Here is a 12,369-nt window from a genome sequence, read left to right as displayed (position 1 = left end):
CGCGGCCTCCAGCGCGAAGCCCGTGAGCCCGGCCGCGGCCAGGCGCTGCAGGCCCGCGGCATCGAAGGGGTTGAGCATCCCGATGACGACCGTGCCGGGCTTCATGCGCGCGGCCTCGCCGTCGTCGGGCGCGCGTACCTTCAGCACGATGTCGGCGCCGAAGGCGCCCGCCAGGTCGGTGATCTCCGCCCCCGCCGCCTGGTACGCGGCATCGGTCACGCTGGCCGCAAGGCCGGCGCCCGACTGCACGCGCACCGTGTGGCCTTGGGCCGTGAGTTTCTTGGCTGTCTCCGCGGTCACGGCGACTCGGGTCTCGCCTGGCGCAGTTTCGGCCGGCACGCCTATCAACATAAGTGAATCCCCCATAGAAATGTTCAACCGCACGGCGTCCCGCCACTGCATGTTCCCGTCGGGAAACTACCGTCGGGATCTTATCCTTACAGTGTTAATATTACAAGCACACTCATCGGCTTCCAGTGCCCTCGGCGAGAAATCCATGGAACCCACTCCACTTGAATCTGTGTCCTCCATCGCGGTGACTTCCACCGCCCGCTGCGAAGGAAAGCCGCCCCCGGCCGGCGCGCGGCATGCGGCCTTGCGCCGCAGCTCCATCGAGATCCAGACGCGTGCCGATGGCAGCCTGCTGGTGCAATGGCCGAGCGACGCCGTCGCGCTCGGGCCCGGCCCGGCCGAGGCCGAGGCGCCCACCGAGCGCATCGTCGCCAACGTGGTCGACTGGCTGCCGGTCTGGGCCAAGGCGCAACCCCTCACCGTCATGCTGGCGCAGACCGATGGTCAGGGCGCGAGCACGCAACTCAACTACCGCGAGGCCTGGACCGGTGTGCAGGCCATTGGCCACGGCTTGCTGGGTCTCGGCAAGAACCTCGGCCGGGCCCCGGTGCTTGCGCTGCTGTCGGGCAACTCGCTGCACCAAGCGCTGCTGACTTTCGCCGCCCTGTATGTGGGGTGGGCCGTGGCGCCCGTCACCCCGGCCTATGCCAACGCGGGCGCCGGATCCGAGCGGCTGACGCAGATCTTCGAGGCCCTGCGCCCGGATTTCGTCTACAGCGAATCCGCCGACGAAGCCGGCAAGGCGCTCGACCGCCTCGGCATCACGGCGCAGGCCCGGCTCGACAGGCGATCGATCGAAGCCTGGATCGCACAGCCTCCTCTCGCTTCAGATCCCGGCGCGCTGCCACGTGCGCATGCGGCGGCGCAGGGCGAGCATGTTGCAAAGATCATGTTCACCTCCGGATCGACCGGGATTCCCAAGGGCGTGCTGATCACGCATGCAATGCTGGCGGCCGCCCAGGCGACTTCCGCCGCAAATCTCGCCGCGCCGCCCGGGACGCCGCAGGTCTACCTGGACTGGCTGCCCTGGCACCACGTGATGGGCGGCAACGTGGTTCTCAACAGGCTCCTGCGTTTCGGCGGAACGCTGCACATCGACGGCGGCCGCCCCGCACCCGGGAAGTTCGATGAAACGCTGCGCAACCTGCGCCATGTATCGCCGACTTTCTACTTCAACGTTCCGCTCGGCTACGCCATGCTCGCATCGGCGCTGGAGATGGACAATGACTTGGCGGCCTGCTTCTTCCAGTGCCTCGAATACATGTCCTTCGGCGGCGCGTCCTTGTCGGCGGAACTGGTGGACCGCTTGCGCGCGCTGTCCGTGCGCCACGTCGGCTACGCCCTCCCGATCACCTCCGGATACGGCGCGACCGAGACCTCGGGCCCGGGCCTGAGCACGACCTGGGAGATGGAAAGCAGCGGCGCCCTGGGCTTGCCGGCGCCAGGCCTCATCGCCAAGCTGCAACCCCTGGATGGGCGCTACGAGCTGCATCTGGCCGGAGGCAACCTCGCATCCAGGTACATCGGCGGCGCCTCCACCAGCATCGATTCCGAGGGCTACTTCCGCACCGGCGACGCGGTCGCCTGGATCGACCGGCAGCACCCCTTGAAAGGTCTCGCGTTCGCGGGCCGGGTCTCGGAAGAGTTCAAGCTGGCTTCCGGCACGTGGGTCAATGTGGGCGTCCTGCGGCAGCGCATCATCGATGCCCTTTCTCCGCTCGTCAGCGATGCGGTGCTGACGGGCCATGAGCGCGCGTATGTGGGTGCATTGCTCTTCATGAACGAACGCGCCCTGCGTGAGCAGTTTCCGCAGGCCAGGGATCTGACGCGCGAAGACCTGGCGCGGCATGCCCCCATCGTGCAGGCCCTGGCGGCGCGACTGTGCCGGCTGCAGGGCGGTTCGAGCATGCGCGTGCAGCGCGCGATGCTGCTCGCGGAAGACCCGGTGGCCGACGCCTTCGAGATCACAGACAAGGGCTACATCAACCAGCGCGCCGTGCTGCAGCGCCGCGCGGCGCTGGTGGAAGCGCTGCATGCGGCCACGCCAGATGCATCCGTTGCATGCATCGAGGCTTAATCTTGACACTGTTAGGTTTGCATCCTAATATTCGCTCACCAACCATTCGAAGAGTCCCGTGATGACCGCAGACAACCGATATCTGGAAGACCTCGCGCTCGGCGAGCGCTGGGTCAGCGAGCCCGTCAGCCTGAACGAAGACGACATCGTCCAGTTCGGCCGCGCCTACGACCCGCAACCGATCCACACCGACCCCGAGGGCGCGGCGCGCGGGCCCTTCGGCGGCCTGATCGCCAGCGGCTGGCACCTGACCGCGCTGGCGATGCGGCTGAGCGTGGAGGCGCGCAGCTTCGGCGGCACGCCCATCATCGGCGCGGGCGTGGACGAACTGCGCTGGCTGCAGCCGGTGCGGCCCGGGGACGCGCTCACGCTGGAGCGCGTGTTCGAGCAGATCGAGGCGCCCGTGCGTCCGGGCGGCCGCGGCACCGTCCGATCCCGGATGACGGTGCGCAACCAGCGCGGCGAGCAGGTCATGACGATGCTCGCCATCGGCAAGATTCCCGTGCGTCCCACCTGAAGGCAAGCGATGCAACACAGCTCACCCATCCTGGTGACGGGCGCGGCCGGCAAGGTCGGCTCGATCGGTCCGACCGTCACCGACCTGCTGCTGCGCCGCGGCCTCAAGGTGCGAGCCATGGTGCGCCGGGAAGATGAACGCGCCGAAGCGCTGCGCGCCCTCGGCGCCGAAGTCGTGGTCGGCGACCTGACCGATCTCGACGACGTGCACCGGGCCATGGCCGGGTGCCGCCGCGTGTACTTCGCCATGTCGGTGGCCGCGAACTACCTCGAGGCGACGACCAATGTGGCGGCCGTCGCCCGTCACCGGGGTGTCGATGCCTTCGTCAACATGTCGCAGATGACGGTGTCGCAGATGAGCGCGACACGCACGACACCGAGTCCGCAGCACAAGCAGCACTGGCTTGCCGAACAGGTGCTGGATTGGAGCGGCCTGCCCGTCGTCCACGTGCGCGCCACGGCCTTCATGGATGTCTTCTTCCAGCGCTTCGCGGTGCGCGGCGTGCGCGAGCGCAACGAGCTGTGCCTGCCTTTCGGTACCGGCAAGACATCGCCCATCGCGGCCTATGACGTGGCGCGCGTGGTGGCGTTGCTGCTGGCCGACCCCGCCCCGCACATCGGGCGCGTGTATGAACTCACCGGTCCGCGAAGCGAAGACATGCACGGCATCGCGGCGCAATACGCGCGCGCACTCGGCCGCGAGATCCGCTATGTCGACGTGCCCGTGCAGCCATGGGAAAAGGACCTGTACGCCACGGCGAACTCCCCTCACCTCGCGGCGCATCTGGCGGCCATGGCTTGGCTGCATAGGGAGAACCGCTACGACCGCCTCACCGATGACGTGCAGCGCCTGACCGGCGAGCCCCCGATGTCGATCGAGGCGTTTGTGCGCCGCAATGCCCAGATCTATCAGCCCCCCGGCTCGGCCGCCTGAGCCCCACTTTCCCACTGAATGGAACACAAGACATGTTCAAGAACGAGCTCCTGAAGGGCAAACGAATCCTGATCACCGGCGGCGGGACAGGCCTGGGCCGCGAGATGGCCAACAGATACGCGGAGCTGGGCGCCGACCTGTACCTGTGCGGGCGCCGCCGCGAAGTGGTGGAAGCGACGGCGCGCGAGATCGCCGAGCGCTATGGCGTGCGGGTCAAGGGCGCCGCGCTGGACATTCGCAATGCGGACGCGGTGGAGAGCTACATCGAATCGATCTGGCAGGACGGCGGGCCGCTCGACGCGCTGCTCAACAACGCGGCCGGCAACTTCATCAGCCGCACGGAAGACCTCTCGCATCGCGGCTTCGACGCGGTGGCCAACATCGTCATGCACGGCACCTTCTATGTGACGCACAGCGTGGGCCGCCGCTGGGTAGCCGAGGCGCGCTCCGCGCTGGAGCGCGACGAAGCGCCGCCGACGCGCAGCGTGATCTCCATCCTCGTGACGTGGGTCTTCAACGGCGGTCCCTTCGTGGTGCCTTCGGCGATGGCCAAGTCGGCCATTGCGAACATGACCAAGTCGCTGGCTGCCGAATGGGGCCGCTACGGCATCCGCCTGAACGCGATCGCACCGGGCGAGTTCCCCACCGAAGGCATGAACGCACGGCTTTCGCCCGGCCAGAAGACCATCGGGCGCGAGGCTCTCAACCCCATGAAGCGCGTCGGCCGCATGCCCGAACTCCAGAACCTCGCGACCTTCCTGGTAGCCGACGGCGTCGACTGGATGACGGGGCAGATTCTCACGATCGACGGCGGCAACGCGCTGGCGACCGGCGGCAACTTCTACGCCTACCGCACCTACGAGGACGAGGACTGGGCCCGCATCCGCGACAACATCCGCGCCCAGGACCAGAAGGACAAGCAGGTCCGCGCGGCCTGAGCGCGGCGCGCGGCTAGAGGTCCTGCAGGCCCCGGATGCCGGCGAACAGGAGGTCGAGCGTCTGGTTGGTGAGCTGCTCGCGGGTGATCTTCGGGGCGCCCAGCGGGTTGATCCGGTTCTCGATGATCAGCGTGGCCACGCCGTGCATGCAGGTCCAGGCGATGCGCGCCACCTCATGCGCATCGATGCCCTCGGGCTTCTCCTGCGCGGCCAGATACTCCGCGGCCGCGCGGGCCACGATGTGGTACGACTGGCTGGCGGCCTCGTTCAGCTCCGCATGCAATTCCGGCGTACGGAACTGCGGCGCGAACATCAGGTGGAAGAGCGTCGGATGCAGGGTTGCGAAAGCCACGTAGGCAGACAGCAGCGTCCGCAAACGCTGCTCGGGCGACATGTTCGGGCGCAGCCGGGCAAAGCGAAACTCCGTCAGGTCGCGAAAGCCGCTGGCCGCGATCGCCGCAAGAAGCCCTTCCTTGTTGCCGAAGTGGTACTTGGGCGCAACCTGCGACACACCCACTTCGGCGGCGATGCGCCGCAGGCTCAGTTCAGCCAGGCCGACTTCGCGCAACTGGGCCTTGCCGCAACGCACCAGGTCCTCGCGCAGATTGCCGTGGTGATAGCGCTTCGGCGGCGCCTCGGCCTCCTCGGCCGCGTTGCCTGACTTGGCGGGCGCCGGGGCCGTGCTCGGCTTCGCTGCCTTGGCCGCCTTGGGCGGGCCGGCCAGCCTGGTCGAGCGGGCGGGCCGCTTCTCCTCGGCCGGCGGGGCCGCCGGAAGATCTTTCTTCGCCGTCTTGCGTGGGGTCCCGCGCGCCAAGGGCCGCGCCGGGGCTTTCGTGCGTGCTGTCGGTTTTTCCATGCGTCAAATCTTAACAGTCGACGATTCGGATGGAAGCCCCGGTTGACTTGCGTCTTAACGTTGTTAATATTACCCGGATATCGACCGATCCGGTGAAAGAAACCCTCCCGCATGCCCACCTACGAAGCCCCCCTGGCGGAGTTCCGCTTCCTGCTGCAGGAAGTCCTCGGCTACGAAGAGCGTGTGAGCTCGCTGCCCGGATACGAAGACGCGACCATGGACCTCGTCCTCCCGGTCCTGGAGAGCGCCGGCGTATTCGCGAGCGAAGTGCTGCTGCCGATCAACGGCAGTGGCGACGACGAAGGTTGCACCCGCGACGGCGACGTGGTGCGCACGCCGCGCGGCTATGCGCAGGCCTACGCGGCCTATCGCGACGCCGGCTGGCCCTCGCTGGCGGGCGACCCGGCCTACGGGGGACAGGGCCTGCCGATCTCGCTGTCGACGCTGGTTCGCGAGGTGGTCGCGGCAGGATCGATGGCCTTCGGGATGTACGGCGGCCTCTCGCAGGGCGCCTATCGCGCGCTGCTGGCGCACGGTACGGCGTCGCTGCGGCAACAGTTGCTGCCGGCGCTGGTGGACGGCCGCTGGACCGGCACCATGTGCCTCACCGAAGCCGAGAGCGGCTCCGACCTGTCCGGCCTGCGCACTCGCGCGGTGCCGGCGGAAGACGGCATGTACCGCGTGACCGGCAACAAGATCTTCATCTCGGGCGGCGACCACGACCTGGCGGAAAACATCCTGCACCTCGTGCTGGCGCGACTGCCCGACGCTCCCGCCGGCACGCGGGGCATCAGCCTCTTCCTGGTGCCCAAGAAGATGCCGCGCGCCGACGGGGCCGCGCTGCCGGAGCGCAGTGACAACCACGTGTCCTGCACGTCCATCGAGCACAAGATGGGCATCCGCGCCTCGGCCACCGCGGCGCTCGCCTTCGACGGCTCCCTGGGCTGGCTGGTGGGCGAGCCCCATGGCGGGCTGAAGGCGATGTTCACCATGATGAATTCGTCCCGCATCGGGGTGGCCGTGCAGAGCATCGGCGTGGCCGAACTGGCGCTGCAGAACGCGCGCCTGTACGCCCTGGACCGGCGGCAGGGCCGCGCGCCGGCCTCCGGCCGCGCCGCCGGCGACGGCCCCGATCGCATCGTGCAGCATCCCGATGTGCGCAAGACGCTGCTGACGATGAAGGCCCTCACCGAGGGCGCGCGTGCCCTCTATGCGGATGCGGCCATCGGCCTGGATGTTCGCGCACGCCATCCCGATCCGCACACGCGGGCGCAGGCGGAAGAGCGTCTGGCCCTGCTCACGCCCGTCATCAAGGGCTTCCTCAGCGACGGCGCGGTGGAGGTCACCCGGCTGGGCATCACTGTCTTCGGCGGCCACGGCTACATCCATGAACACGGCATGGAGCAACTGCTGCGGGATGCCCAGATCGTCCCGCTCTACGAAGGCACCAACGCCATCCAGGCGCTCGACCTGGTGCAGCGGAAGCTGGCGCTGGATGACGGGAAGGTGATGGCGCGCTGGCTCGAAGAAGTCCATGCGCTGCTGCGCCGACACGCGCCACAGCCCGCGCTGCGAACGCTCTGCGCGGCGCTGCGCACCGCCGTGGGCCATCTGGAGGAATCGACGGCGCTGATGCGGCAGCGCAGCCGAGCGGACGCCGTGGCCGCCGCGAGCGACTACCTGCGCCTGTTCGGCCTGGTGGCGCTCGGCGCCGCGTGGCTGCGCATGGGCGCCGCGGCGCTTGAGGCCAAGGGCGAGGAGTCCCCCGCCTTCTATGCCGGCAAGATCAAGACCGCGCGCTTCTATGGCGAGCACCTGCTCGCGCAGAGCGCTTCTCTGTCGCACGCCATTCACGCGGATGCGTCGGTGCTGATGAGCCACGCCACGGAGGAACTGTGATGACCGGGAAATCCAGCCAGCCGCTCGCCGGCGTGCGCATCGTCGATCTCAGCTCCATCGTGCTCGGGCCCCTGGCCACCCTCACGCTGGCCGGCATGGGCGCGGAGGTCATCAAGGTCGAGGCGCCCGAAGGCGACAACGTGCGCCTGGCAGGCAGCGCCCGGCATGACGACATGGGCCATGTGTTCCTGCACGGGAACCGGGGCAAGCAGAGCGTGGTTCTGAACCTGAAGAAGCAGGCCGCCCGCGATGCGCTGCTGCGGCTGCTGGCGGATGCCGACGTGTTCCTGTGCAACGTCCGTCCCGCCGCCATGCGGCGATTGGGCCTGGGGCCGGAAGCGCTCCAGCGGGTCAACCCCCGCCTGATCCAGGTCACGGCCTGTGGCTACGGCTCGCGCGGCCCCCGGGCGGACAAGCCGGCCTACGACGACCTGATCCAGGGGGCGGTCGGCATACCATCGCTGATGCAGCGCTATGCGGGGGGCGAGCCCGGCTACGCCCCGCTGTCGCTGGTCGATCGCGTGACCGGACTGCACGTGGTCTATGCCGTCACCGCCGCGCTGTATGCGCGCGAGCGCAGCGGCGAGGGGCAATACGTCGAGGTGCCGATGTTCGAGAGCGTCGCGCATTTCGTGCTCGCCGATCATCTGGCCGGCGCCAGTTTCGAGCCGCCCCTGGGCCCCGCCGGCTATGACCGCCTGCTGTCGACGCACCGTCGGCCCTACCGCACGGCCGACGGTCACCTTTGCGTGCTCATCTACAACGACAAGCACTGGCGCGCCTTCTTCACGGCCATCGGCAAGCCGGAGATGTTCGAGCAGGACCCGCGCTTTTCCACCCAGCGCAATCGCTCGCTGAACATCCACGAGGTCTATGGCTTTGTCGCGAGCGTCATGCCCGCGCGCACCACGGCCGAATGGCGCCAGCTGCTCGACGCGATCGACATTCCGAACCAGGTCCCCGCCACGCTCGATGAGCTGATCGACGACCCGCAGTTGCGCGCGAGCGGGCTGGTCGGCGAGGAATGGCATCCCACCGAAGGCAGGCTGCGCGCGCTGGGCTCGCCGACTTACTGGAACGACACCCCTTCGCCCGCCTTGACACCGGCGCCGCGCCTCGGCCAGCACACCGGCGAGGTCCTGGCGCGCCTGGGCTACACGTCGGAGGAACTGCGGGCCATGGCCGACGAAGGCGCGGTCTCGCTCGCGAGCGCCCCCGACGCCGGCGAGCGCTGAGCAGCGCCCTCGCCCTGCCCTGCCCTGCCCTGCCCTGCGTCAGCCTCGCGGCAGCCATTCCGGCCGCCCGGAACCGCGAGGCATCATCACCATCCGGTAGCCGCCCGGCGTGCGGCTCATCCTCACCTGGTCCGTCACGCCCTGGTAGGTGCCCGACAGCGTCTGCGCGGAAAAAAGTTCGGGTTCGTGCTGCCTGTGCTGCTCCCGCGAGCCGGCCGTCTCGTGCGCATACGTCTTGTCGAACAGGCCCAGCGAATACAGCCAGAGCGACACGCGCGTGAGCGACACATGCACGCGGTAGCTGCCGCCTTCCTTCGCGCGCCGCATCAGCGCGGCGATCACGCCGGTCGTCGACAGCCAGGCGACGATGTTGTCGTTGACGACCATCACCGGCGGCAGCTTCGGCGCATCGGCCGTTCCTTCCAGGTTCATGACGCCGCTGACGGCGCCGGCGGTCTGGTCGAATCCCGCCCGGTCGACCCACGGCCCGCTGCGGCCGTGGAGGCTGACGGTGACATGGACGATGCCGGGCTTCACGGCCGCCGCCTCTTCGGCCGAGAGGCCGACCTTCTCCAGGAAGCCGTTGCGGCGATTGGCGTAGAAGACATCCGCCTCGCGCAGGAGCTCGTGCATGCGCTGGCGGCCTTCGGCGGCCGACACGTCGATCACCGCCGAGCGCACGCCCACGTTCGCCGTGGCGTACATCGTGTCGATCTCGAAATCGTCGGGCCGCCAGATGTTCAGGACGTCGGCGCCATGGTGCGCCATGGCGCGCCCGATCGCCGCGCCGGCGATCACGCGCGCCAGGCCCAGCACCCGCACGCCGTCCAGCGGCGAATCGGGATTGGCGCCGAAGGCCATGGGCTCGGTCTCGCCGATCTTCTCGATCTCGATGAGCGGCAGCGGCGCGAGATGATCCGCGTATTGCGCCTCCCGCATGAACTCCTCGGCGCTTCGCAGCAGCGGCATGACGATGCCGAGCCTGGAGCCCTCCTCTTCCAGTTCCAGACCATCGCGCAGGCGGATCGCATCGGCGATCTGCTGCGGATCCTCGGAGCTGCGCAGCAGCTTCAGCGCAGAGGCGCGCAGCCGCGGATACAGGTTGAAGGGCATGACCCAGCGGTTGTCGCGGGTCTCGAAGAATCCGCGCATGAAAGGATTGGCCGGGTCGGCGGTGTTGCGCGGGTAGTAGCCGTTGAGGAGTTCCCACTTGCGTTCGAAGAAGGGGCACAGGCGGCGCGGCGCCTTGCGGATGTCCAGGTGGATGTCCTGCCCTTCGCCGGTGCGCATGGCCCACAGCGAGGCCATGGCGGCCGACTTGGCAGTCAGTGCGATCCCTGCGGCCGCCGCCAGACGGAACACGCTGGGCACGATCGGGTCGGCGCCTTCGAAAGTGATCTTTCCGCCCGTGGAGGCCGGGGCGATGCCCACGCCTTCCAGCACGCGAGCGAGGTGATCCTCGATGGCGAAATCGCTCGCGCCGCTGATCCGGTTGCAAAGCGAATCTTCGATGATCCGCGTGGTCGAGGCGACAGCGCCCTCCTGGCGCATCGTGGATTCGGAATGAGTCATGGTGATGGGGTGTGCAAGATCTCTTGGGGCGATGGCTTCAGGTAGAGCGCGTCGACCGCCGCCGCGCGCCGCTGCATGACGGCGCGCTGATTCACGCTGCCCTTGTCCGTCAATTCGTAGGCCTCCAGCGATGGCGCCTCCGCCTGCAGCAAGAGCCGCTCGATGCGGCGCGACGCGGCGGACGAATCGCCGTTGGCCCGCCGCAGTCCTTCGGCAAGCCGCGCGCGCACCGCGGGATGCGCGGCCAGCGCCTCCTCGCCCGCATCGGCGGGCACCCCGGGCAGCGCCCGGCAGGCCGATGCATCGAGCCAGCCGAGGGCGGCCACATCCGCGCGCCCCTCGCCCACAATGACCGCCTCGCGCAGCAGCGGCGCGCAAGCCTCCAGCAGGGCTTGCCGCAGGGCGCCGGTGCGCACCCACGTTCCATTGCCCAGTTTGAAATCCTCAGCGAAGCGGCCGCCGAAGAGCAAGCCCGCCTCGGGCCGCTCGGGGTTCACGAAACGCGCCGCGTCGCCGAGCCGGTAGAAGCCCTCTTCGTCGCGCGCGCCTTCGGCGGCCTGCGGCGCCTTCACGTAGCGGCCGGAAACATGCGGCCCCTTGACGCGCATCTCGTAGCGGCCGGGCTGCGCCGGATCGGGTACGAGCTTGATCTCGCATCCGGGCAGCGGCACGCCGATGCAGGCGGTGGCCTCGGATTCCCAGGTCCGCATCAGCACGGCGGAGGTGGTCTCCGTGGCCGCATAGGCGGTGCCGATCACGATGCGGCGGCCCAGCGTGCGCTCGGCCACGCGCTGGAAGCGATCGTGCGTATCGGCGGGCAGCATGGCGCCGGCGAAATAGGCGAATTCCAGCCTGCCCAGCATGTGGCGGGCGAAGGCGGGATCGCGCTCCAGTTCCTCGACCAGCATGGCGTAGCCGGCCGGCACGTTGAAGTAGTAGGTCGGCGCGATCTCGCGCAGGTTGGCCAGCGTCTGCGCGAATCGCCCCGGCATCGGCCGGCCGTCGTCGATGTGGAGCGTGCCGCCGAAGCGCAGCAGCCGGCTCATCACGACGTTGCCTCCCATGACATGGTGCCAGGGCAGCCAGTCCACCTGCACCATGGTCTGGTCCGGCCTGCCGACCACGATCTGCGCGTTCACCTGCTGGGCCGCGGCGAGCATGCGGTGCGTCATCTCGACCGCCTTGGGCACGCCCGTCGACCCCGAGGTGAACATGTATTTGGCGACCGAGTCCGGCTCGGCCAGCGGACGCGCGCTCCGGCCTTGCGCCGCGTGCGCGCGCCCGAAGGCCTCGAAGGTAGCGACGCCCGCAGGTGCCGCGCTCACGACGATCGACCGCTCGGCGGGCACGCCGCTGGCCTGAAGCGCCCTGCCGAAACGATCGCCGTCCTGCGCGAACACCAGCCAGGGATCGACGAGCCCCAGCACCGCGCGCAGCCGCTCCAGGGCACCCGGGGCGAGGCCGTAGGCCGGCGAGACCGGTGCGACAGGCACGCCCGCCCAGTGCGCCGCCCAGGTCATCAAGGCGTGTTCGATGGAGTTCTCGGAGAGGATCGCCAGCGGCCGCAGCGGACCCGCGCCCGCCTCGCGCATCGACGCGGCAAGGCGGCGCACCGTCTCCAGCGCCTCGCCATAGCTGATGCTGCGCCATGCGCCATCCGCGCCCCGCTGCGCCAGCACCGCCTGCTCCGGATGCACCTCGGCCCAGTACATCAGCCAGTGAAGGATGGAATCCGGATGCCGATCCAGCGGACGGGGCGAACGCAGGAACATCACGCCCGACGGGGTCCGCTCGACCTCGACGGCAGGCGGCTCGAAAGTGGCAATGGGCGCGCTGCCGGGCTGTTCACGCATGGACGAATTTTCCATTTCTTGCACCTCAACTTAACGCCGTTATGTTCGCATATTTCTTCTCGGCCCGGCGCCCTTTTCCTGCTCGGGGATAACCCCTAGCCGCAATTCCGCCGTTCTCGCTGCGCCAAACTTGACAGT

General features: G+C 68.8%; 9 protein-coding genes and 1 pseudogene. 6 read left to right on the top strand and 4 right to left on the bottom strand.

The annotated features are described in order from the left end of the window. Positions 1–351 (bottom strand): annotated as a pseudogene (locus AC1DNF_RS23085) (NAD(P)(+) transhydrogenase (Re/Si-specific) subunit alpha); the annotation flags it as partial. Positions 352–496: 145 nt separating this feature from the next. Here AC1DNF_RS23085 and AC1DNF_RS23080 point away from each other — a divergent pair. The 4 genes from AC1DNF_RS23080 (at position 497) to AC1DNF_RS23065 (ending at position 4,816) form a co-directional block, all read left to right on the top strand. Continuing rightward, positions 497–2,428: an AMP-binding protein gene (locus AC1DNF_RS23080; protein ID WP_478150966.1), complete on the top strand. Its 1,932-nt coding sequence runs from the start codon at positions 497–499 to the stop codon at positions 2,426–2,428. A 61-nt stretch (positions 2,429–2,489) separates the two neighbouring features. Further along, the gene (locus tag AC1DNF_RS23075) at positions 2,490–2,945 is read left to right on the top strand and encodes a MaoC/PaaZ C-terminal domain-containing protein (RefSeq protein WP_478150965.1); all 456 of its coding nucleotides are present in this window, start codon (positions 2,490–2,492) and stop codon (positions 2,943–2,945) included. A gap of 9 nt (positions 2,946–2,954) precedes the next feature. Next, entirely contained in the window at positions 2,955–3,878 is a 924-nt protein-coding gene (locus AC1DNF_RS23070; protein ID WP_478150964.1) for an NAD(P)H-binding protein, read from the top strand. A gap of 32 nt (positions 3,879–3,910) precedes the next feature. Beyond that, a complete protein-coding gene (locus AC1DNF_RS23065; protein ID WP_478150963.1) occupies positions 3,911–4,816 on the top strand; it encodes an SDR family oxidoreductase in 906 nt (301 codons plus the stop codon). Between the two features lie 13 nt (positions 4,817–4,829). Here AC1DNF_RS23065 and AC1DNF_RS23060 read toward each other — a convergent pair whose 3' ends face one another. Further along, positions 4,830–5,672, bottom strand: a complete 843-nt coding sequence (locus AC1DNF_RS23060; protein ID WP_478150962.1) for a TetR/AcrR family transcriptional regulator — start codon at positions 5,670–5,672, stop codon at positions 4,830–4,832. 111 nt (positions 5,673–5,783) lie between these two features. On the opposite strand from AC1DNF_RS23060, the gene AC1DNF_RS23055 reads away from it, so the two are divergent. Beyond that, positions 5,784–7,571, top strand: coding sequence for an acyl-CoA dehydrogenase C-terminal domain-containing protein (locus AC1DNF_RS23055; protein ID WP_478150961.1), 1,788 nt, complete (start codon positions 5,784–5,786; stop codon positions 7,569–7,571). Then, positions 7,571–8,806 (top strand): CaiB/BaiF CoA transferase family protein, encoded by a 1,236-nt coding sequence (locus AC1DNF_RS23050; protein WP_478150959.1) that lies wholly within the window; start codon positions 7,571–7,573, stop codon positions 8,804–8,806. The genes AC1DNF_RS23055 and AC1DNF_RS23050 overlap by 1 nt, the downstream gene beginning before the upstream one ends. Positions 8,807–8,845: 39 nt before the next feature. Here AC1DNF_RS23050 and AC1DNF_RS23045 read toward each other — a convergent pair whose 3' ends face one another. Together AC1DNF_RS23045 and AC1DNF_RS23040 are read right to left on the bottom strand one after the other, a co-directional pair. Beyond that, positions 8,846–10,378 (bottom strand): CoA transferase, encoded by a 1,533-nt coding sequence (locus AC1DNF_RS23045; RefSeq protein ID WP_478150958.1) that lies wholly within the window; start codon positions 10,376–10,378, stop codon positions 8,846–8,848. After that, entirely contained in the window at positions 10,375–12,231 is a 1,857-nt protein-coding gene (locus AC1DNF_RS23040; protein WP_478150957.1) for an AMP-binding protein, read from the bottom strand. The genes AC1DNF_RS23045 and AC1DNF_RS23040 overlap by 4 nt, the downstream gene beginning before the upstream one ends. Positions 12,232–12,369: the final 138 nt, after the last annotated feature.

This window comes from Variovorax sp. 01T432 (assembly GCF_056398605.1).
Note: the sequence above shows the minus strand (reverse complement) of the source record. Positions and strands in the feature narration are given on the sequence as shown.